Here is a 21,909-nt window from a genome sequence, read left to right as displayed (position 1 = left end):
GATTGGGTTGGGGGATTTGTTTTGTAAATATGATATGTAAACATCCCTATATTTTCTCATTATTCTCGACTAGCTGGGAATGTTTACCTGTTTCCCGGTCGTTAGAAGTTGACAATTTATCATACATGGAATAAGTTAAGCCGCAGGTTAACGCACCATTATAGAATTGCGATGCTGTAATGCAAAGATATTGCTCATGAATGATGGAGATAACTGTTAACAACTCAACCTACTTCATCTAAAGGTTGGATATCATGAAAATGCTTGTAGTCGATATAGCGATGTCCATCGGCTGTATGATGGATGATATCGACAAAGCGATTATTCCAGAGAATTTCATTAGCACCATAAGTATGACGGGCATGAACGACCTGTGCAACTGTTTCATCGATACCACTCACAGAGACAATCAGCAAAGCATTTGTCTGGGTTAATGATTCTGAAGTCATTCCATATAGAGGACTAAACTCATCAATGACATGCATTACAGACCACGTTAATGAGAAGCTAGGCGTTTGATGTCTCAGCAGTCTGAGGTCATAAATCCGACGCATAAATTCCCCTTCTGCCGTCACTTCATCACGCATTAAGTAAACCTTCATCTGTGCCTCCAGGATCATGTTACGGCGCTGGTTAGCAGTGCGAAACATCAGTGTAGCCACTCCCTCATGAGGTATGATCACCACAACTCGGCTAAACATGACACGAGCAGTAGGTCTAGAGAACCTGGCAAATGCTAGTCCTGTCATCACAGCAATTCCCATCAGTCCGACCATCGCTTCAATCGTGACAATGATATTGGCGTAAGTTGTTTGAGGATACATTGCACCGTAGCCGATGGATGCTAGGGTTTGTACACTGAAGAAAAAGACATCTAAAAACGAGCCTGGTTGAGCATTAGCAATACAATCTCCCCCTACCCAGTAAGCCAGAGCAAATAGCGTATTAATAGTTACATAAAAACCACAAATGAGGATGACAAAGCCAGCCCAAGGAATTGTCAGCAGCAAATGGTAGGGGTCACGCCAGTAGGAATACCATGCACCCATACCCATAATCTCGAACAGTCCATTTTGGATCTTGATGTGAATCCGTGGAATTAGACCCTGTTTTTGCTTTTGTGAAAGTTTCGTCAGTCGAAGTTTCATTGGGAGTAGCCAAAAAAACGCAGAGTGGGTAGTATTACTAGAGTTGACAAGTCGCTAACTCAAAACCTGGTGGTTATAAATCGCTGATGAACCGAAATTTCTGGATTACCGCCTTAATTGCTTTTATTAACTCCCTCAGTTTGACAATTTTAATTCCCATTATCTATCTTTATGGCAAACGATTTGGTCTCAGCGATTTCCAGACTAGTTTGTTATTTTCGATGTACTCTGTAGCTCAATTTTTCGCAACGCCTGTTATTGGTAAACTTTCAGATCGCTTTGGGCGGAAACCTTTATTGATTATCAGTTTAGCTGGGACTGTAATTGCTAACTTAATCGCTGGCACTGCGACCACAGCAGGTGTTCTCTTTTTCGCGCGATTTCTGGATGGCATAACTGGAGGTAATGCTTCTGTTGCTCAGGCAATTATTTCCGATGTCACCACTTCAGAAAACCGAGCCAGAGGGTTTGGGGTTTATGGAGCAGCATTTGGTTTGGGTTTTGTCTTGGGCCCAGTTACGAGTCTGCTAGCGCAGCAGATTTCTTTAGGGACGGCTTTTTTAGTTTCGAGTGCAGTTGCATTTGTAGGACTTTTAGTGACAATCTTCGTTTTACCGGAAACCCTGCAAAACAAAGCTGACAAAGCGCAAAACATCTTTGAGCTAGGTTTAGGAAATTTAATTAGCGGTTTGGCTATGCCGAAAGTTGGTGTACTTTTAGTAATCAACTTTTTTATTGGCACTACTTTCACGATTTTTACCTTTGCTTTTCAACCCTACTTTATTAATGTGTTGGGTCAAAATAGCGAGTCTTTGACGCTGATGTTTCTAGTCTTTGGAGTCCTGGGCGTAATCATGCAGACTTGGGGAGTTTCAATTCTCAGTCAGAAATTTAATCTAGTAAATATATTATTTCTAGCTTTATTTATCCGCAGTTTATCTTTTGTTCTCATGCCAATTTGGCAGAATATCATTTATTTTGTAATAGTTGCTATCTTATTTTCTCTATTCAATTCTCTAGTTCAACCCATGATTAATACACTAATTTCTCTGAATGCTAAAGCACAAGACCAGGGAACTGCTATGGGTTTGAACGCATCTTATTTAAGTATCTCTAATGGGATTGGTCCTGTGATTGCTGGTACACTCATTCATCAATCGCATCCCATCACCTATGGCTATCCTTTATATTTAGCCGGATTCCTGACTTTTTTAGTACTATTTTTAGCGATACTTAGTCGGAAAAAATACGTGCTATCATGAATTATAAATATTTACGAATAAATACTTATGGCATAAACGGAATTTTCGATTTGCAATGGGCGTTTCGCCATTGTCAGGAAGAGGTTTAGTCGGAAAATTCAAATTAGTCTAAAAATAGGCTAAGGTTTTAGACTAAATTCTGTAATCCTTGCTGCATAAAGATTTAGGGAAGCGTGACTGGGATTGCTTCCTTCCATCTCACGCTTGCTATGCCTCATACAAATTCATCTTGTTATGTTCCCAAAATTTGTTTGGGTTTTGGTCTCACATTTTGAAAGCCGTATCCAATTTTACTCCTTTGTTAGGTTAGATGTTATTGAAATAACAATTAGGAATTTTGAGTTGAGATAAAGCTATCTGTTTCGATCAAGGATAAAAATGATAGGGGCTGACTCATATTAGCAGCAAAGCCCAAAATTCCTGGATCTCGATGTTCGTAAAGTAACTGTCCTGTGGAATCAAACAGAAAAGTTCCACCGCGCTGAGTTAAGTACGCAGAATTAGGTACATAAGTTTGCCAATTACTCAGAACTTCCACCATATTCTGTAGCCGGAGAGTAGCTAACTCAAAGGGACGTTGAAACCCACTCCCGCCAGCTAGTTGAAAAAACGAGCCTTGAAAAGCAGGTAAAGGAGTACCTTGAATAATTTCCTCATCTTCAATCAATTGAGGCGCTTGACGATCTCCCTTGTATCCCCGAAAAACTTCTTTTAGCGTTCCTGGACTTCCAACCCCTGCACACATTAACATGAGATTTAGCCAAGCTTTCCCAGACACAGAAAGTCCAGGGAGAGAAAGATTCAGACCAGAATAGAGGTTGAGTTGGCGATGTAGTTCTGCATTCGGTTCAACAAATAAATTCTCAGGCGAAAATCCTGTATATTCACAGAATTTTACTCCAGAAGTGCGATTTCCAATTCCCACTGCACGAATAGCAAGTTTTTCATCTGGCCATTTTTTAGCTTCGCGCTGTAACCACCAAGCATATTCGAGGCTATCAAAATCACCGAGTTGTGGCCAGACTAAAATCAGAATATGTGAGGCAGTCTCGCAATTTTCAAGCAGGGGTCGGGTCATGCCATCACTAACACGCTGATATTCTGTTTGAGAAAGGATAGCGTAGGGATTCATGACAAGGGCGTTAACTGCTTATTTAGCTATTTAATCTTAGTCTAATTTATCAGAATTTATGGTCAATCCCTAAGTTTTCTCTCAGCCTTTTCTGCCACTTAGTACGAGAATTAACAAAATGCGTAAAATCAATTCAACAAAAGGTCACTGAATGTTTGCACAGGTGATGCTTTGTACTTGGTATTGAGTTTATATTACCCAAACAACTCTTGATGTTGAGCAGCAAAGCGAGAAACATCCTGACTAGCCACAGGTTGAGCATAAATAGCCTGATTGCGAATAGCCTGAATTTGTTCTGACTCTCGCTCCATAGCTGGTGTAAACACTTGTCGCTGTTGTAGCAAATCCTCAAACTCAACCTGCCCTGGTCTACCCTGGTAAAAAGCTTCCTCAGCACAACGACGGACTGCATTACCAATTTCTGCCGGAGTGCAAATACGATATTCAGCCAACAATCTCCGCCATTGGTCATCATTCCAAGGTGAATTGTAGTCTCGAAAAGCTGGAAAAAACTTGGCTAGATGTAGATTGAAGACTTCATATCTAGCCCCTTCATGGGGTAAGTCTACAAAAAAGATATCATCAAAACGGCGAACTAATTCCGCAGGTAACATTTCTAAGCGGTTAACAGTGGCGATGGTATAAACTGGCTCTTGATGCTCTTGCATCCAAGTTAATAAAGCAGCTGATAACCGTCGTGCTACACCACCATCTGCATTAGAGTCCCAACCTGCAAATCCCTTATCAAAATCATCCCAGTAAAGTACACAAGGAGCCAAGGATGTTACCAAAGCAATAAATTCCTTTAATGCTCTGTCGGGATCAGGACTACCCAATAATACACCCCAATTAGCAGCTAACAGTGGTAATCCCATTTTTTGCGCGGCTAACTTGGCAGAGAGACTTTTACCCGTACCCGGTGGACCCCATAACAGCATCCCCGTAGGAAACTTCAAACTGTATGCCTGTGCTTTTGGTTGCAGCAAACAGGTAATAGTTTCCCATCTTTTTTCCAGTAAATCAAATCCCCCGGCTGAAGGTACATCAGGTTGAGCAATATACTCTAAACCCCGCCCCCGCAATTTGTTAACTTTATGCTCCAGCACTAATTGCACCATTTCCTCAAGTTGCTCTGCACAACCGAGACATTGCTGTAGTAGCATATTTATCTCGCCAATGGGTAAACCCTGACAGGCGCGAAATAACAATTGCAGCGCTGCGGTTTTTTCTGTTGTCTTTAACCAAGAATAGCGATAATTGCTATGCTCAACCCAGGTATCACAAAACTGCTGCACAACCATCTGCACTTGCTGTTGGTCTGGAAGTGGGTGAGATAATACAGGAATAAAAGGCTGTAATTCTAGTGGTAGTTGAACGTAAGTCTCCAATAATACCCAGCAATGATTGTGCTGACTCCAAAGAGCTTGATGACAGGCATTAAGTAGTTGATAGCTACGTTTGTTACTAATTTTATTACCATCACCCTGATTTAACAATCCTTCCAGTAAATAAATACCAGGTTGATATTCCTCCAGAAGATACTGAATAATATCTCCATTTTTACCCCTGTTAGTTGGCTGTAGAATATACTGCTCTTGATACTGAATTAATTGCTGTAGTCCACAGTAACCAGGATTCCAGACAAAAACAGACAAAGACCGCTCCTTACCCCAATGGTAAAATTGCTGTAATATCTGCATTCTGTCAGGCGTATGATACTCCAAGGCTACAAGTGCAGTATTTTGGTCAGCCAGAGCCGGCCAGTCTGTCAATTCCATAATTCTGACTTAAACAAGTTATTTTTCGGTTTTAAAGCAAATTTATCGCTGATGCTTTAGCCATAAGGTTAATGATCACTAACCTCATGGCTAAATTTCATTTGTAATCACAATATTTAGCATATTTACTGCTGTGAAAACATCGACTGATGCAAAAAAAATACATAAGTATTACCCCATACTCTTACTTCTATATATAACAAGAAAAATCAACCAAAATTCTGATTCATTTCAATCAATGAGTAGGAAATGGGAAGTGGATGTGAAAGCCGCGATTGCGGCAAGGAAGTGAAAAATTCACTTAAGAAAGGAATTTCTGAAATGGCAATTGCGAAGCGCACCGAAGGAATAAGCAAAACTCGTGCTAACAACAATACTCGTCATGCAGCTAATGGTAGAGGCTCAGTCAAAGCAAATAGCACAACTGCTGCCACGAAATCAAAAGTTGCAAATGCTTCACCACAGCAAGAGGCGTTAGCATTATTGAAGGAACTGCGGAACCTAATTTTCAAGGAATACGGCGTTAAACTCCAACTACGTGATTCCCGTGTTTCTACCAAAATCGGTCACGCAGCCCGTGAAAAACTCGGACTTGATATTGCAGCCCAAGTCAAAAAGAAAGGTGGTAACAAAAAGTTTGATTGGCAGAAGTGGAACACCAAATTATTTACTAAATTGTTTGGACAACCGGATGCACTCAAATATTCACCAGAAGTAGTAGCAATCTTTATGAGTATGCTATACGACACTATCAGCAGTGACCCTGAGCAAGCAATAGCGGATTTAGTGGAGTTTAACCGCGCATCTCTGGAACGTCGCAACTCTTTCCAAGAACAAGAAGAGGAAGAACTTGAAGAACTTGACGATTTAGACGACGAACTTGATGAAGACCTGGATGAAGATGAGGAGGACGACGATGAACTCGACGAAGATTTAGATGAAGATGACGACTTAGACGAGGACGAAGATGAAGACGAGTAGATACTTCCAACTTATCCCCAACAGTTAACATAATAATTAGCCAAAAATACCTGTTTTATTGGAAATAATGCAGGTATTTTTTTTAGAGGAATACAGATAAATTTGTAGTGTATTTAAATCAAAACTGTTATAAATAAGCTGAAGCGAATGGCATCTTTCGATGCGGTTTCTATGAGAAAAATAAAATATCAAGGAGTGATTCTCATGGTTAATGTTCGCAAACTTGCTAAACCAAGAAACAAAATTGCAAAGCACATTCCTGCCTTAGAACGAGTCAAGACTTATCAGGAAAAGGTACACCTGATGGTCATTGAAGTATTGCGGGAAGAATCAGGAAGAGAATTAGCCGCAGTGTCCAGGTTTAACGCACAAGAATTTGATTGGGAAAAACACAATTCTCAGTTTCGTAAGGATTACTTCAACACACCATTAAAAGAATTAATCAATTATGCCCGTAAGCTTTACGGCTTGAATAATTTGGATGAAATTCGAGATAGACGTGCTGCTCATAAAGCTGCTCGTTCTAAACGCATCGACGGACTCAATAGTTTAAGCAGCAATTCTGATGAATTGATAGATGAAGATTTCGAGCAAGATGATGAAGAGATGGAACTAGAAGATTAATTGCCATACCCCGAATTAAATGAGATGATTCGGGGTATTTTCGTTTCCCACCCACCCTTACCCGAAGGACACTAAAATAAGGGTTAGTGACCTTTTTTTGAATTTGGAATTGATTTGACCTATCGTACAACAAAAAACTTTAATTTACAGGCGCAGGTTCGCAGCCCCTCCCGCCAAAGGTGGCAATTCTCCGACTGGTAAGCCGATTGGTCATTAACTCATAAATCTGCTGGTTGGAAAGTTGCGTTTGTTTGATTTCAATGGTTGGTGTAGAACCGCGATTAACCTGAATAATTGTATCAGCCCAATAAAACTGCGGCTGGGAAGGTTGCAAGTAAACAGGATAACAGCCTTGAGAAGCGATCGCAACTTTATGATCTACAGCAGAAACAGATGGCAGAGAAATACCTGTACGCACTAATTTCGCTTCTTTTACTGGCCCCCACAAGCGCAGATTTTGGTTGATACAGCGTTGCTCATCTCGAATGGGAGCAATAATATCACCACAGACTTTCACCTCAACATTATACATTGGGGGGTAATTAGGTATAGATGAAGCTTGGGCAATATTGCTTTCATTATTGCCACTTGTATCTATGGTAGTAGGAGTACAAGCTGCTACCATAACTCCAGTTGTCATCAGCCAAAACCAGTTAAGTTTGCAGTTAAACATACGCTCAACCTCTGAAATTTAAAATTTGATAATTAATCGTACTTTTCTAGGAAAATGCCTTTGATTGGTCAGCAAACTTTGTTCGTGTAATCCCTTGCATTGCTGGCTGTGGATGGAGAATACAATTGTCTTCTATTGCCTGGGTAATGTTGTAAACTTACGTTGATTTGGAGGCTGTACCCAAATAGTGCAAAAACCGGATGCGGCTTTTTTGCTACTGGCTCCGATTTCCAAAGTTACACCCAGACGCTGGACTTCTTTGCTACAGGCAAGTTGACCACGATGATCTCGACTCAACAAATCTCGATTCCAGTCTATGAGATGTTGAGCAAACTTACCTTCGTTGCTGGTAGCCCATTTCAGAGCCTCAGCTTGTGCTTGAGTCAGCTGACGTGGCCCAGCCGGATCTAAATTGCTCGATTGATACCAAAGCATTCCCCCGACACTGAAAACTCCACCAACTGCCGCCGTGATCAATAACAGAATACCAGCCGCAATGAGCGAAGGAACAGAATGAATCGCCCGCTCAAATTCTGTGTGTTTAATTAATGTCGTCACTGCATGAGCGATCGCTTTCTGCTGACCTTTAACTGCTGCTTTTTCATAACTTTGTAGATGATCATAAAGCTGGGTTTGCCATTGGTCAAACATTGCCTCCATTTCTTTAGGATTATCTTCCAATAGCGCCTGTAACCTACCTGTAGCCACCATCATCAAAAAAGTTGGGTCATCAGGGTCAACTCCAGTTTGAACGACTATTTCCCAAACCCTAGCTTTGAACGCATCATCTTTACCTCGAATTGCTAAATCTAGAAGAGTTGGGTAAGGAATCCGATTTAATCCTTTGCCTCTAGCGGCGACTGAATCCAAAAACTGATCATCCAAATCGAGTTCTTCAGTGTGAGAATTATGCATACTTACACAAGATGTCAATGAGATTAGTTCCGAGTAGCAACTTTGCTATTGATAGTAGCATCATCAGTTGTTTTAGCAGGTGGAGTAATTGAAGCAACAGGAGGATGCCAAACTTTAGCTTTTTCAATTTCCTCAAAAGCTCTTTTCAGGAAACTATGCAATCTTTGTTTGCCTAATACACCTAATTCACTATAATTCTTAGCTTCCGAAAAGTTGATGTGGTTCGCATCTAGGATATCCCGTTCTCGATAGCTAAATTTGGGAAAATCGATTACCGCTACTTTATAAGCCTTGATTAAGTCTTGTAAATTATCCCGCCCATCTACGTGTTTCCAGTCATCGCATAAACCACAGTTGCGGACAAATATATGCTTAATCTTCTTTTCAAAGTGTTCTAGCGATCGCATAAATAATTGAACACTATCATAACCGCCACTACAAACAAACCATTTGTATATTTTCACCTTATTTTTGCCAGTAATCTCTAGGATTTGATTCCGGTCAATCCAATCTGTTACTGCTGGGTAGACTTGAGCAGGTAAATTGACAATCACCGAATTTTGTAGTGCTAAATTGAAAATTTCATCAGCATCATAAGCTTTACGCTCTGATTCACTAAAAACTGCGGTTTTATGATTTCCTGGGTAGAATATGCCCACATCTGGATTACTGGGGTCAGCTTCTACCAATTCATAAGATAGTTTATGATCAATGCAGTACTGCACCATGACTCTGGCAAACAAAGACTTGCCCACTCCCCCCTTTTCACCATCTATAAAGTGAATTGCTGCCATTTTTTTACTCCCTTGTGGTTTCACTAACTGTGGATTAATTAATACTTAAATGTAGTTATTCACTCCCCCCCCCTACAAAATGCTCGGAACCCCTAATTTATCGTTGAGAGGTGGGGGGGGAGTGTGAACAGTTACACTTAAATATCTTCAAACATATCGTCTGTATGATCATGAAAAGACCCTGTACCAGGAATGAACGCATCAGAATCAATTTTTGGTTGTGGTTGGCTATGACTATTGTTATTGCTAATATTTTGACTTTGGCTGCTAAAATTATCATTTGTATGAACATGGCTAGTGAAATTAGCAGCATCTAAACCGAACAGAGCAGCCAAGGCTTGAGGATTACTTATGTTACTAAGAGGTACAGGCAAAATATCAGTTGATTTGTGTGGTAGTCCTAATTCCATCCGTAAATAAGCTAAGTGTTGTTCGAGGGAATGACAACAAATTAACCCTATGCGACGCAGTTCTGAATCAGTAATATCTACACTTGCATTTGCTTGTGCTTTGTAGGCTAAAGGTAACCAACACATTCGTAATGCTTGTAAGACCATTTCTTTGCTAGAACGCTCGCCATATCCCTGTTGCAGATATGCCATTAGCTTCCCATCAATAGTATTTGAATAAGGGTGGTAACAAAATCTAAAAACTTGACGTGGTTTACCATTGTGATGATTTTTGGGCTGTTTTTTATTGGTAGTCATGCTACTTTCTCCATTTGCGCTCTAAACCGCATAAACAAACCAAAAGCATCAATTAACCTAAATGATAAAGCTTCTTGATCTCGAAAAGTATGGTAATAATCATTACTATTATTCTGAAGAACCTTTTGTACCTGTTGCTGTAAATCAGTACCCCAGTAAGTGGAAATTTCTGGAAAACAGTCTTGTAGCTCTTGTTCTAAGTACAACGCTGCACCACCACTCAAAATCACCTCGTTCACCGCAGGTAAAGTTGATTCCAGCCAATCGTAAAGCCTAGACCAATACTCAGCTTTAGCCGTAGTAATGGCATTAACAATCATCTGCAATTCGTAATCAATGTTTTTTGGGTCTCGGCTTTTGACCAACGCGCGAATTGCTGGGTTATCCACGGTGATATCTGAACCAGCTGCATAGATGGCAGAGGTCAAAGCAGTGGCATCCTGCCCAGATGTACGTTCAATTACGCGCTTGACCATTTGGTGAAAACCTAACCCATTGGTGTAACCCGCCGTCATCTTGCCCCGTTCAAATAATAAGACACTGGTATTGCGATGCCCAAACATTAGTACAGCAATGGTTTGGGTATTGAACCATTCTTTACCATTCTGGCGTTGACGAATCATTGCTAATCCCGCACCTTCAGGCAGACACTCGAATCGCTCCAGTTTCACCCGCAACCTTTGACCCCGAAACTTAAAATCCTTGAGTGCATTCCGCAACTGTTGCTCAAATGCTTGGCGATTTTGATATTCACCATAGGGCAGTAGTGAGGTCAGTGATAGTGAAAACTTGTTGGGCAATTGATTCTGTTGACCGATGGGCATTCGCGTAGCGTGTCCGCAGGACTTAGCCCCGCCTCCGGCGATCGCACTTTGCGTTTTACCCGAAGCGATCGCGCTCCGCGCACACCCGCAGGCGATTGCGCTCCGCGCACTGCCGGAGGCAATCGCACCAATCACTGCCAAAACTTTGTGAATTGAGGTTTCGTACTTGAGTTTATCGAGTCTGGCGGATGCAGAAAACTGTCGTGCTAAGAATCCTACCACTGTACATTCTGTATGATCATCTGCGGCACAAGACACCCAGGCTTCATCTGCTGGTTGAGAAGATTCCAGACCCTTGCGACTTGACATATAAGCGTCAATCGAACTTTGAGGCAACTTCAGCATCTCTGGTTCCATTGTCATTAGGCGTGGCTGGCCTTCAGTTGCTAGTTCGTAAACAATCTTGGTCAAGGAAGCCCCAGGGTCAAAGCTGACTATCAGGTTTGACATGACTGTAATTGTGTTATGCGTAAAAGCTGTTTTTAACTTAAATGCAAATATTGCCTGTGAACATCTTTCTACTGTCTATTTTTTTTGAGGCAAATTTTAGCCAGTTGGATATTTTTTTTCACTGCTGTTGACCAAAGCGTTACTTTTCTGCTCAGAAATTCACTTGCCAAAAGTGTGCCAATTCAGATCCAATTGCGATCCAACTCAGATCCAACTCAGATCCAATTCAGATCCAACACAGATCCAATTTAGATCCAATTCTCTAGCCTACGTAGCTTATGTAATATTTGTATTCGCAATAAATGCTAATTATTGATAAAAAATGTGCCATCATAGATCCAATTGCGATCCAATCCAGATCCAATTCAGATCCATTGCCGATTCGTCCAGCGCTTAATTTGAGAAGGCGAAACCAGTTTTTGTGGGTAGCAAGCTATGTTGCTATCCGGATATTTTTTATGGGGAGAAAAAAAGTACCCCCCAGGTGCGGCAACAAACTTGCCCTCTGTTCACGGTTCTCCTATCTCAGTATGTCAACCACCGTGACCGAGGGGAAGTTGATCTAAAAACGATCTGTCATCCGGTGCATCCTTTCAAAAAGGAAATTCGGCAAGAGGGAAACTCAATGTCCTTTAAAAATTTTGCTCAACAATATCCCAATGGTTAATCAAAAATCTGACTACTCCCGTCAAACTAGAAAAAGTTGAGAAGCAACAGATGCAATGGGACATAAGCGTTCTTGCAAAATAGAAATAATGCTGACTCCAGAAGAACGGCAAGCAGCATTACAAATGGCACGAGAAAATGGTCTGACCGTCAGTGAACTGTTTCGTAGCAAAACTTTGAAGAACAAATTGCCCAGACGTGTTACCAGAGTGGCAGGTCAAACTTATTGGGAATTGGGTAAAATAGCTAATAACCTCAACCAAATAGCTAAAGCAATTAATACAACGGTACTCATGGGAGAGCCAGTAGTCGTGGATAGAGGATTGTTAGAACAAGTGAAAAACTTGGTCAAACAAGTGCGGCGAGAAATTGCTGACATCGATTTCAACAATGATATACAGGACGAAGCATAAAGTACCAGACAAAACCCTTGTCACTACGGACATTGCACAAAGGCTGCGGAGGCGGTTTCCTGGAAGATGAAAATGATTGGCAAGCACGTCAAAGGTAAAAGTTTCCGAGAACTGTTAGACTACCTTTTTGGTAAAGAGGGAGCCAGATATATTGGTGGGAACATGGAAGGAACCAACCCACGTGAATTAGCAACTGAGTTTGGTCTATCGAGAAAATTAAACCCAAAGGTGAGTAGGGCTGTTTACCATGCGTCCCTCAGTTTGCCCCACCATGAGAATTTGGATGATGACACTTGGCACGAAATCGCTCAGAAGTATTTGCAAGCAATGGGTTTTGAGATGAATCAATATATAGTGGTGCGTCATGTTGATCGGGAACATGATCACGCACATATTGCTGCGAGTCGGATTCAATTGGATGGGACTACGGTTTCTGATAGCTGGGACAAACGCAGAAGTGAAGTCATCATCCGCAAGCTGGAGAAAGAATACAATTTACAATCTGTGCCAGCCAGTTGGGAGAAAGATAAACACAGTCCAAGCACTGGTGAACGCAGGCAATTAGCTAGAACTGGAGAAGAAAGTGTTAGAGTTAAACTTCAGCGATCGCTTGACGAAGCAACCCAAGACCATCCCATCATGCCGGAGTTAATCGGGAAATTACAACAACAAGGGATCAATGTCCGCGTTGGCTATACTCGCACAGGCAAAGTCAAAGGCATTAGTTACCAAGTTGATAGCGTGGCTTTCAGTGGTACGCATTTAGGCAAGGCGTATACTTTTGCAGGTTTACAAAAGCATCGAGGTGTCAGTTATCTTCCCCAGCGGGATGACCAGCTAATCCAGAAACTTATAGAAGATAATGCTGGAAATGCCATACCAGACATCTCCACAAAACGAGACGATGAACCTAGCCAAACATTGATAGAGCAAAATACTGAAAATGCCACACCAACAGTCAAGCCCATAAATTTATCACCTGCACCAGAACCAGCAAACTGGGAACCAATACGCCTCAAGTTAAACCAGCAGTACAATTTACCCAATTCTCTGCTCACAAAACTGTATCAACAGGGCTGGCTCTATGGCAGTCACACAGGTCAAGCGGTATTTGTAGAACGTACACTTGATGATGTTCCCACTCAAACCAAGCAATTAGAATTAACAGGTGATTTCACCGCTATTCCTCTGAATTCTGAACTGAGTAAAAATGGTAGTTTTTGGGTAGCTACGGATACCACAGTTAAAAGAGCGGTACTACTGAGTAACCCGATTGAAGTTCTCTCTGTAATTGCCTTAGAATCGACTATTGACAAACAAAAGCGTAAACCCACATTGTATTGGAGTGTAGGCGAAAGTCAGGAATTACCGCTTGACTTTTTGCGTTCTCTTGATACAGTGATCATCGCTTTTCAAGACCATGAGCAAAATCAGGATTTGGTCTCTGGCATACTGGCTGAATTACCCCAAGCTCAAAGAGTTTCGCCTGGTCAAGCAGGTGGTTGGAATAAGATGCTAATTGACAGCAAGCCGCAATCTGATCATAGTCGAATCACACAGCTTCAAGGTTGGGAACTTTAGTTAGGTTCTAAGTAATTAAATTATCGCCATCTGCAAAATATTTAGTCGTCTTTCATCAGATTAATACCCCTAATACCTGCAAAATTTCTCTCACTGGTGTTTTTTGTTCCTCTAACTTTTGCACTCGTTGAATTAACCGCTTAGGAATATACTTAGATGATTTTATCAAGCGGTCGCCTTGAGTCCAAATCTCAAAATGATAGTAAGCCTGGGGGTAATCCTTGGCATTTTTGGTAATCACCCGCCAGTAGATGTTGCCACTGCCCTCTCCTTTATGTCGCCGCATTTTACTAGGGCTGTTTTCAGTATCCCCTAGTAAATTACTAGGGCTATCGTTACTAGGGGATATTTCCGTTTTACTAGGGTTGTTCTGACTAGGGCTGTTTTCGCTATCCCCTAGTAAATTACTAGGGCTATTATTACTGGGGGATATTTCTGTTTTACTAGGGTTATTCTGACTAGGGCTGTTTTCGGTATCCCCCAGTAAATTACTAGGGTCTACAGAAATGCCTAAAATCAGGAGAATTTCTTTAACTGGACGTTTAGCAGCCTCAGTTTGTTGAATATCCCCTAGTAAATGCTTGGGTATATATTTGGTTCTCTTGCGACCCTTTTCCTGCCAATGGTAGTAAGCTTGCGGGTAGTCTTTCCCATTTTTGGTGATCTTCCGCCAATAAATATATCCGTTACCCTCGCCCTTGTGTCTTCGCATTTTACTAGGGGATATTTTCAAATTACTAGGGTTTATCTAAATTATCCCCTAGTAATTTACTAGGGTTTTCGGCAACATCGATTATGAGCGACACCAGTAAACTCTAAACTTTTTATACGCTACTGGACGACAGTTGATTTAAATTTTAATTGTCATTTTTCTTCAGTATGTTCCGTGTAAACCTAAAAATTAATCACTTATGCAATTCTGCTCCTACCTTGTTTTTACAGGAAACCTGTAGTTCATTTAAACACAGCAGCTAACGCCACAGAGAGAAGAACAAATCTTCAGGCGTAGCTGCCATGATCTTCAATCCCAGACAAACAACAATTAAATTTCTGAGACAAATAGGCTTGATTACAGGCAGTAAAATCTGGCTGAGAATTTCCTGGGACTTGCCTACAGAACTAATACCTGAAAATTGGAATTGCTACTGGCGCAATGGCCAACTGATTTATTCTCAGTATATTCTCTGTGGTAAAATCACTCACCAAGGATTTCAACTTTATTGCTGCACCTATGGCGGACGAGATAAACAAGGTAACACTTGCTGGCGATTGACACCTAAACATTATACTGATGGTTGGGCATTGGCATTTAAAATGTCAACTTTGGGTGCTACTGTCAGTTTCTACCCCAATCAACCAGACAAGGGCATCAGTAATCACCACGTTAGCCAATGTCAGTGTTTGTTCTACGAAATTGATGATTTAACATTGAATGAACAGCGACAAGCTGTAAATCGACTCAAGGATGAAATCAACTTGGAATCCGCCGCAGTCGTTTATACAGGTGGAAAATCCCTGCACGTTTACTTGAGATGCAGCCATCCTTTGAAACCTGATCAATGGCTGTGTCTCAACCGCAAGCTCACGATTATCCAAAATGCCGACCCAGCAATTTGTAACTTGGCTCGTTCTATGAGATTACCGGGGATGGTTCGCAGACGAGTAGTAAACGGAGTCTTGAGTGCGACGATTCCCATTAGTTTAGAGCAGTGGTCAGACTGTCAGTACAGTTGGGAAGAACTAGAAAGCTCGTTGGATTCTACAGGTTTATTTCCCTACAAGCTATCAGAACAACGTTGGCGTAAGTGGGTGCAGCTTCTCCACCAAGGTAAAAACGGAGAAGTTATTCACCCACAAACAGCGTTACTGCAACCTTCTGTAACTCTTTCTCGCTCAACCTTACATTGCCGACGCGAGAGAGTAACAAAGACTACAACCAGGGATAATTGCTCATCTCTCAAACAATTACGCGCTAGCGGAATGTCTGTTCCTTTGTCTGTTTGTTTAACAAAGAGCGATCGCCTCCTTCTGGTTCACGGAGAATTTGCAGGCAACCGAAACAATGCTGGCTACAAGTTAGCACGGAATCTTCTAGGTACATCGGCTTTACTGAGTCAACAGGGGATTGTGTATCATCCCGAACCACGCCAACTATTTGACCGATATTGCGATCGCTGTACACCTCCACTTGAGATCACAGAAGCAAATACAATTTGGCACAGTGCGAATCAAACCACAGCCTTTGCTAGTCGTGATTTTAGCTCTATGGTTCAAAGCATCCGCAAGTGGAAATTACAGCGTAAATCCAAGAAAACCGTATGTAAGCAAACCAAAAAAATTAGTTAAAGCGAGCTTGATCAAAGTTTTTTCTGGTGTGGTGTGCATAATTCACCACCAGAAATAGTCAAAATGAAGGAAGATGAAACAGCGTTTATATATCCAATACCGTTGCCATGAATTATTGGCTCATGAAATCAGAACCATTAGTCTATAGCATCGCTGACCTTCAACGGCAGAGCGAGACTATTTGGGATGGCGTTCGCAATTATCAAGCTCGCAATTATTTGCGTCAAATGCTCCCTGGAGATTTAGCTTTTTTCTATCACTCTAACACCAATCCTCCCGGCATTGTGGGGTTAATGCGTGTAGTCAAAACAGGTATTGCTGACCCGACCCAGTTTGAGCCAAAAAGCAAATACTTTGACCCGAAATCAAGTCCTGAATCACCGCGTTGGCAAACAGTTGTAGTAGAATTTGTGGAAACTTTTGACCACCCTATTAGTCTGTCAACGCTCAGAGAAAAGTTTACCCCTGAAGAACTAATGGTGGTCAGACCAGGAAATCGCTTATCGGTGATTCCCGTTCCTGAAGTGGTGGCGATGAAGATTCAGGGGATGAAAACCTTTAATTGGGCAGAAATGTAGAAGATGGGTTCGGAACGAATTTGAGTTTTAACAAGTCACACATAAACTTTTGATGAAACTATTTTATTTTCAGTTTCAAGTGTGAAGTCATAAGTGTTTAAAAAATCAGACTGCCAATTTTCAGGTTTCTGACACACTGCAAGCGGAAAACCTGCTAAATCAAACCATTGAATATTATCGCCAATTTCTACAGGTACTACTTTCCAATTTTTAGTTGGAGCTTTATTAAAATCTATAAGTAAATTAACATTCACTTGATTAGGAGGTTTTGGCTTTTGTGAATATCGTTTTTCAAGATTGGAAAATGATTGTTCCACCCAACTTTTGATATTTACTGCATTAAGATATTCATCTGGTTCTGTTTCTCTTTCACTAATGTACAAATAGTAAGTTTGCGCCAATTTTTCAGCTTGTTTACGAGTTATTACTTCTTCCACTTTAGCAAGTAAGTATGCAGCTACTGGCTCTAATGTTCCCCATACAATAAGTTCTTTCATCCAAAAAACAATCCAAGGTAGCCCAGTTTGTGACCAGTTTTCAAGGGATGATTCAACTAACTCACCACCAAAAGCTTCATCTATTGCTATTGCAATAACACTTCCTAATCCCCAGTTAAATCTATATCCAAAATTTTGGCTAATATATGAATGCCAATTTGAAATTTGAGTAGGTTTTGGTATTTTATCTGCTGTATTAGGTTCAAACCACCAGCGTAATATTTCATTCCAAGAAACATTTCCTTTTAGCTCACTCAGTCGGAATTTAGACAGACTGGTTAAATTCCCAACTATATTTTGAACATAGTTAAAACGTTGTTCTGGTGTCCAAATAGCATAATCTCCACCCATAGATAATTGTTTTTTAATGCTAGGATAGAGATTTAAAAGCTCATTTCCAGCACGTGGTGGTAGACTAGTGCGATACAAGCGCCGACGCTGTGAAACATCTTTATAAATTTCTGTTTTCAGCGCGATACCTCGCCTAATAAATAAATTTTCTAGTTTTTCTTGTTCCCTACTTGCATAATATGCAAAGCTTCGTTGCCAAATTTTTTGCAGTTGTTCTTCCAATTCATTAGAGCTTAAATCTTTTGCTGCTAAATTTTCAATTTCAACAATTACAGATAGTAAAAACATATCCAGGGAATCAAGAGTTTCAATGGCTGATGATTCCAGTTCTGAGAAATTATTCTCAGGAGATAGTGGTGCAGTTTTTTCCAGCCAGGTTAAAAAATTATCCTGTTTATTAGAACTAGAAATTATTTGCCATTGTTCTTCCAAACGTATTAGTAATTCAGCGAGAGGACTTACAGGATTTACATTTAGGCTTTTTGCTTGTGTTTGATTCTCTAATTCTCCTATCAAAGATATGTATCTTTTACGTGCTTCTTTGTCGCTCCAATCTGTTGATTGATTATGAAGTAACACTAAACTACGTCCTTCTGTGCCAAATCCAGGTCTTCCAGAACGGCCAACTAAATTACCAAATTCACGAATATTTAGTTCTCCTGTACCACGTCTTAAACTTGGAATTAATACTGTTTCAAAAGGAAGATTAACCCCTTCGGAAAGAGTTGATGTTGCCAAAACTAAATGTACAATTTTTTCATTGATGACATCAATAAGTAATCGAGCCATTAAACCTGGCATTTTTCCATGATGTACTATAATTCCTTTCTCTAACAACTTATACTCGCGGGATTGAATACCAAAATAATCCTCACAGGAACTTAAACACTTTTGAAAAATCTCAAGTTTTTCTGGCTCTACGGGTTCTTGAAAAAATGAAGGTATTTCTATTTGTGACCATGTTTGCAATAATTTCAGAAAGTCTTCTGCATAACCACCAGGTTGCTGTGTGACTGAAATAAGAACGGCACGTCTTTGTCCTTTTTCATCTGGTGCGGCTAAGTGCATAGCTGCCCAAAAAAGATAAGGGCGTAACCTTTTTTCAACTCCTTCTTTTTTCCTTGTTGGTACAGAAGGATATGTCGAAAAAGGATTTGGAATAAAAGGTGTATCAGCTTGACCTCCTTCTTGAAATTCTAATTTTCTACCATCAAGTAAGTCATAGCGTATTTCAAATCCTCTTCCTGGTAGGCATTCAAGACGGCCTATTAATTGGCGTGTACTTCTGTAATATGTCTTTGTTGGGTTAGCATTGGTTTGATTTTCTATCCAGCTTGCTAATGCACCTTCTGTTTCTGAAGCAACAGCTGATAGTGCAATAATCCGACTATGATTTTGTTCTACATAAGTAAATAATCTGGCACTTAGTGACTCTAAACGTAAGGATCTATTCTCTGCTTTTTGTAAAGAATATTTATTACCATCAAATTGAACTGCATGGGCTTCATCTATAACAATTAGAGAAATTCTACGAACGAATAGAGGTCCCAAAAATTTCATCAAAGCTTCTGCTTTTTCATAAGTGCAAATTAAAACTGTTGGCTGTTCTGATGTCAGCCATACATCTGTTGGACCCCAGTCAGTCCCTCCATATAAACCTGTAACTGTGACCTTTTTATTAGTAGTCTGATTTAAAACACGAGACAAACTAGATTCAACTTCTGTAGCAAGCGCCCTGCTTGGAACTAAGTAAATAACTAAAGGAGCAGAGCTACTTATGTTAGGATTTTTAGTTTGAAAAAACAGACTTTGCAGAATAGCAATTTCGGCTATCGTTGTTTTTCCTGAACCTGTAGGAGTACAAAGTGCAAATGATTCTGTTCTTGCGAGTCTTTCAATTCCAGAAATTTGAGAAGGCCATGCTAAAGCTTTACGGTTTTGATATTTTTGGCGTAAATAACGCTCTAAAGAATTTAGACCATTTTGGGTAATCATCTGAGAAAGTGCTTCTAAATGATGTCGTAAAGAAGTTTCTACATATACAGAAGCAACTTCAGCACACAATTTACCTAAAAGCCAAGAATAATTGTCATGTCCGTGAAGAAGTACCTTAGCAATATCAGAAAGCTTTTCAATAGCTTTTTCTAATCTAGGTTCGTTTCCCCAGCGCATTTTTGCACATAAAATTCCTAAAGAACTAGCAGTTTCTTTAACAATCAACTTGTTAAATCTATCAGCAACTGTATCAGTTTCATCCCAAATAAGACTGGGTTCAATTTGGAAATTTGATGATGTTGCACTTGCCCAATATTCTGTTAGTTGTTGTAATAAACTGGGAAAATCCGCTTTTAGTAAAGAACGTAGAATTTCTGACTCTACTCCCTCAGTTGTATCTTCATTAAGTAAACCTGCGGCTCTAGCAGGATAACCAGCAAGTTCATACACTGCTGCTGCAAGTAAACGAATTGGTAAAAGATCCGGGTTTAGTTGGGGATGAGATAGCCATTCAAGCAACTCACCAGCCCGTAACATTGCATTACGCCAGTTGGTATTTCCATCTTCTCGTAAGATAAATGCAGCATCAATTAGGCGCATAGCATCATTTAATCGTTCACTTGCTTCATCTTTCCGCCATCCTTTTAATCCCTCTCCTCCTGCGCGAAGTCTAGTATGTTGACTATAAAGTTTTGCAATACTTGGTGTTAGCCTGCCACCTGCTAGACTATTTTGTAGTTCTGTAGCTAAACCAATGACTTCGTTACTTGGTTGAGTCATGTCATCTTGCAGAACTTCTCCCTCTATTATGACATCAGAATTTACTATTGCAGCATCTAAATCATCTGGTTGTTGAACTGTCTGGGTAGAAATATTTACTGAAGGAGTTGCACTTGCTGACTGAATATAAACAGTATTAATAAGATTTTCAACGTTATGAAGATGGATCTCAACTGCTTCAAGTCTTCTTTTTGCTGTATATTTTTCGTGTGGCTTGTTGGGAGACATCCATGTTGGATTTTGGATAGGATGTTGTCCACAAATATAACTAACTAAATCGTAACGATCATAATTTTTATCAACCTTCCCTAGCCACAAAATCCTTAAAGAATTAATCCATTCAGATGAAAATAAATTATCATTATCTTGCAATATTTCAATGATTTGTGGAATATCAATTGGTTTGATATTGTCCGTATTTGCTTTTTCATGCGCCTCAGATATCATCTTTTGATAATGATTGGTTGTGCATTTTGCTTCACCAACTAGAGAAGCAATAATTACTCCTTCACTATTACGCCGAAATGCAAGACAGTCATCCCCAGTACGTCCATGTCTTCTTTTTGCAATCTCTTCAGTTTGATTTAGATATTCTAAATGCTGAAACTCAACTAAATGGAATCGAAAAAGGAAAGCAGGAACTTCCCAATCATCTTGATCAAAATGAGAAAAGTTTTCAGCAATTATTCCTGCAAATATCTCTCCAAAATAACCCTGAAGAGTTCTAATATTTAGACGTTCAGGATAGCCATTGCATGGATCGGTTTCTGGAAAATTATTAAATGGAGCAAGAGAATTTCCTGCTAATTTCCGAAGCCGAAACCGAGCATCTTCATGAGCTTTTTGAACGATTAATATTAATTCATCGAGAATTACATCTCGTTGATTTTTATCTTCTTTGAGTAGACGATGTATATATTGCTTATCTTCAGATTCAGTAACTGAGTTATATAACCAGTTTGATATACCATGAAATTTAGTAAATTTACGTCGTTCCATCACAGTGCCGAATTTAACTTAATTGTTACCAAATGTTTTGCAATTATAGTGGGGTGTAAAAATTTTTCCGGCTAACATTACATACCATTTTGTTTAAGCTTATTATTAATTAATATCCCGTAAAATGAAGTGATCTATATCACTAACGGTGTAACAGCTTAATTTTGAGAATTGTCTGATAACTGTCTTCTAACTAGCAACTGGCGTGATTAGAAAATATCACTGAGTAATTATAAATGCTGCTGTACCGGAGCGATCGCCTCCAACAGTGCGCGAAGTGCGATCGCTCATACTCTCGTGAGTTACGTCATCAGGCTGAAACAAGGGACCGAGCATAGGTAAATTTAATGTACTTATTGGATCTGAAGGGGGGACAAAATCAGCTACAAGACAGACTCTATAAGCCTCATAGCTC

Annotated in this window: 18 protein-coding genes; 7 read left to right on the top strand and 11 right to left on the bottom strand. The window is 40.2% G+C overall.

What is annotated here, in order from left to right:
* Window positions 1-224: 224 nt before the first annotated feature.
* Window positions 225-1,148 (bottom strand): ion channel, encoded by a 924-nt coding sequence (locus ACM0OW_RS23645; protein ID WP_414552885.1) that lies wholly within the window; start codon window positions 1,146-1,148, stop codon window positions 225-227.
* Between the two features lie 86 nt (window positions 1,149-1,234).
* Here ACM0OW_RS23645 and ACM0OW_RS23640 point away from each other — a divergent pair, with 86 nt between their 5' ends.
* Window positions 1,235-2,410 (top strand): MFS transporter, encoded by a 1,176-nt coding sequence (locus ACM0OW_RS23640; protein WP_414552884.1) that lies wholly within the window; start codon window positions 1,235-1,237, stop codon window positions 2,408-2,410.
* A gap of 328 nt (window positions 2,411-2,738) precedes the next feature.
* Here ACM0OW_RS23640 and ACM0OW_RS23635 read toward each other — a convergent pair whose 3' ends face one another.
* Window positions 2,739-3,542: a peroxiredoxin-like family protein gene (locus ACM0OW_RS23635; protein WP_414552882.1), complete on the bottom strand. Its 804-nt coding sequence runs from the start codon at window positions 3,540-3,542 to the stop codon at window positions 2,739-2,741.
* Between the two features lie 194 nt (window positions 3,543-3,736).
* On the bottom strand, window positions 3,737-5,320 hold the full coding sequence (locus tag ACM0OW_RS23630; RefSeq protein WP_414552880.1) for an AAA family ATPase: 1,584 nt from the start codon (window positions 5,318-5,320) through the stop codon (window positions 3,737-3,739).
* 321 nt (window positions 5,321-5,641) lie between these two features.
* Between ACM0OW_RS23630 and ACM0OW_RS23625 the strand changes: the two genes are divergently transcribed.
* Together ACM0OW_RS23625 and ACM0OW_RS23620 are read left to right on the top strand one after the other, a co-directional pair.
* Window positions 5,642-6,301: a primosomal protein gene (locus tag ACM0OW_RS23625; RefSeq protein WP_414552879.1), complete on the top strand. Its 660-nt coding sequence runs from the start codon at window positions 5,642-5,644 to the stop codon at window positions 6,299-6,301.
* 204 nt (window positions 6,302-6,505) lie between these two features.
* Complete coding sequence (locus tag ACM0OW_RS23620; RefSeq protein WP_414552878.1) at window positions 6,506-6,925, top strand: hypothetical protein; 420 nt, start codon at window positions 6,506-6,508, stop codon at window positions 6,923-6,925.
* Between the two features lie 139 nt (window positions 6,926-7,064).
* Here the strand turns inward: ACM0OW_RS23620 and ACM0OW_RS23615 are convergent, their stop codons facing one another.
* From ACM0OW_RS23615 to ACM0OW_RS23595, 5 genes are all read right to left on the bottom strand, one after another.
* Window positions 7,065-7,598: a hypothetical protein gene (locus ACM0OW_RS23615; RefSeq protein ID WP_414552876.1), complete on the bottom strand. Its 534-nt coding sequence runs from the start codon at window positions 7,596-7,598 to the stop codon at window positions 7,065-7,067.
* A gap of 132 nt (window positions 7,599-7,730) precedes the next feature.
* The gene (locus tag ACM0OW_RS23610; protein ID WP_414552870.1) at window positions 7,731-8,513 is read right to left on the bottom strand and encodes a DUF6753 family protein; all 783 of its coding nucleotides are present in this window, start codon (window positions 8,511-8,513) and stop codon (window positions 7,731-7,733) included.
* A 23-nt stretch (window positions 8,514-8,536) separates the two neighbouring features.
* On the bottom strand, window positions 8,537-9,307 hold the full coding sequence (locus tag ACM0OW_RS23605; RefSeq protein ID WP_227788701.1) for a mobilization protein: 771 nt from the start codon (window positions 9,305-9,307) through the stop codon (window positions 8,537-8,539).
* A gap of 137 nt (window positions 9,308-9,444) precedes the next feature.
* Window positions 9,445-10,014: a hypothetical protein gene (locus ACM0OW_RS23600; protein ID WP_414552868.1), complete on the bottom strand. Its 570-nt coding sequence runs from the start codon at window positions 10,012-10,014 to the stop codon at window positions 9,445-9,447.
* Entirely contained in the window at window positions 10,011-11,288 is a 1,278-nt protein-coding gene (locus ACM0OW_RS23595; RefSeq protein WP_414552867.1) for a ParM/StbA family protein, read from the bottom strand. The genes ACM0OW_RS23600 and ACM0OW_RS23595 overlap by 4 nt, the downstream gene beginning before the upstream one ends.
* 722 nt (window positions 11,289-12,010) lie before the next feature.
* On the opposite strand from ACM0OW_RS23595, the gene ACM0OW_RS23590 reads away from it, so the two are divergent.
* On the top strand, window positions 12,011-12,367 hold the full coding sequence (locus ACM0OW_RS23590; RefSeq protein ID WP_414552865.1) for a plasmid mobilization protein: 357 nt from the start codon (window positions 12,011-12,013) through the stop codon (window positions 12,365-12,367).
* 72 nt (window positions 12,368-12,439) lie between these two features.
* The gene (locus ACM0OW_RS23585) at window positions 12,440-13,948 is read left to right on the top strand and encodes a relaxase/mobilization nuclease domain-containing protein (RefSeq protein ID WP_414552863.1); all 1,509 of its coding nucleotides are present in this window, start codon (window positions 12,440-12,442) and stop codon (window positions 13,946-13,948) included.
* A 55-nt stretch (window positions 13,949-14,003) separates the two neighbouring features.
* On the opposite strand, the gene ACM0OW_RS23580 is transcribed toward ACM0OW_RS23585, so the two are convergent.
* Window positions 14,004-14,660, bottom strand: coding sequence for a hypothetical protein (locus tag ACM0OW_RS23580; RefSeq protein ID WP_414552861.1), 657 nt, complete (start codon window positions 14,658-14,660; stop codon window positions 14,004-14,006).
* A gap of 302 nt (window positions 14,661-14,962) precedes the next feature.
* On the opposite strand from ACM0OW_RS23580, the gene ACM0OW_RS23575 reads away from it, so the two are divergent.
* On the top strand, window positions 14,963-16,294 hold the full coding sequence (locus tag ACM0OW_RS23575) for a hypothetical protein (protein WP_414552860.1): 1,332 nt from the start codon (window positions 14,963-14,965) through the stop codon (window positions 16,292-16,294).
* A gap of 107 nt (window positions 16,295-16,401) precedes the next feature.
* Window positions 16,402-16,872 carry an EVE domain-containing protein gene (locus ACM0OW_RS23570; protein ID WP_414552858.1) on the top strand — a complete coding sequence of 157 codons (471 nt, stop codon included), beginning with the start codon at window positions 16,402-16,404 and terminating at the stop codon, window positions 16,870-16,872.
* A gap of 35 nt (window positions 16,873-16,907) precedes the next feature.
* Here ACM0OW_RS23570 and ACM0OW_RS23565 read toward each other — a convergent pair whose 3' ends face one another.
* Complete coding sequence (locus ACM0OW_RS23565; protein WP_414552906.1) at window positions 16,908-21,494, bottom strand: DEAD/DEAH box helicase; 4,587 nt, start codon at window positions 21,492-21,494, stop codon at window positions 16,908-16,910.
* A gap of 219 nt (window positions 21,495-21,713) precedes the next feature.
* The coding region (locus tag ACM0OW_RS23560; protein WP_414552856.1) for a hypothetical protein at window positions 21,714-21,909 on the bottom strand (196 nt) is incomplete at its 5' end.

The organism is Anabaena sp. CCY 0017 (genome assembly GCF_963920885.1).
In the GTDB taxonomy this organism is placed as follows: Bacteria; Cyanobacteriota; Cyanobacteriia; order Cyanobacteriales; family Nostocaceae; genus Nodularia.
Note: the sequence above shows the minus strand (reverse complement) of the source record. Positions and strands in the feature narration are given on the sequence as shown.

Coding starts and splice junctions, on each gene's coding strand:
- ACM0OW_RS23645 (WP_414552885.1), bottom strand. CDS start 1,148: ATGAAACTTCGACTGACGAAACTTTCACAAAAGCAAAAACAGGGTCTA.
- ACM0OW_RS23640 (WP_414552884.1), top strand. CDS start 1,235: ATGAACCGAAATTTCTGGATTACCGCCTTAATTGCTTTTATTAACTCC.
- ACM0OW_RS23635 (WP_414552882.1), bottom strand. CDS start 3,542: ATGAATCCCTACGCTATCCTTTCTCAAACAGAATATCAGCGTGTTAGT.
- ACM0OW_RS23630 (WP_414552880.1), bottom strand. CDS start 5,320: ATGGAATTGACAGACTGGCCGGCTCTGGCTGACCAAAATACTGCACTT.
- ACM0OW_RS23625 (WP_414552879.1), top strand. CDS start 5,642: ATGGCAATTGCGAAGCGCACCGAAGGAATAAGCAAAACTCGTGCTAAC.
- ACM0OW_RS23620 (WP_414552878.1), top strand. CDS start 6,506: ATGGTTAATGTTCGCAAACTTGCTAAACCAAGAAACAAAATTGCAAAG.
- ACM0OW_RS23615 (WP_414552876.1), bottom strand. CDS start 7,598: ATGTTTAACTGCAAACTTAACTGGTTTTGGCTGATGACAACTGGAGTT.
- ACM0OW_RS23610 (WP_414552870.1), bottom strand. CDS start 8,513: ATGCATAATTCTCACACTGAAGAACTCGATTTGGATGATCAGTTTTTG.
- ACM0OW_RS23605 (WP_227788701.1), bottom strand. CDS start 9,307: ATGGCAGCAATTCACTTTATAGATGGTGAAAAGGGGGGAGTGGGCAAG.
- ACM0OW_RS23600 (WP_414552868.1), bottom strand. CDS start 10,014: ATGACTACCAATAAAAAACAGCCCAAAAATCATCACAATGGTAAACCA.
- ACM0OW_RS23595 (WP_414552867.1), bottom strand. CDS start 11,288: ATGTCAAACCTGATAGTCAGCTTTGACCCTGGGGCTTCCTTGACCAAG.
- ACM0OW_RS23590 (WP_414552865.1), top strand. CDS start 12,011: ATGGGACATAAGCGTTCTTGCAAAATAGAAATAATGCTGACTCCAGAA.
- ACM0OW_RS23585 (WP_414552863.1), top strand. CDS start 12,440: ATGATTGGCAAGCACGTCAAAGGTAAAAGTTTCCGAGAACTGTTAGAC.
- ACM0OW_RS23580 (WP_414552861.1), bottom strand. CDS start 14,660: ATGCGAAGACACAAGGGCGAGGGTAACGGATATATTTATTGGCGGAAG.
- ACM0OW_RS23575 (WP_414552860.1), top strand. CDS start 14,963: ATGATCTTCAATCCCAGACAAACAACAATTAAATTTCTGAGACAAATA.
- ACM0OW_RS23570 (WP_414552858.1), top strand. CDS start 16,402: ATGAATTATTGGCTCATGAAATCAGAACCATTAGTCTATAGCATCGCT.
- ACM0OW_RS23565 (WP_414552906.1), bottom strand. CDS start 21,494: ATGGAACGACGTAAATTTACTAAATTTCATGGTATATCAAACTGGTTA.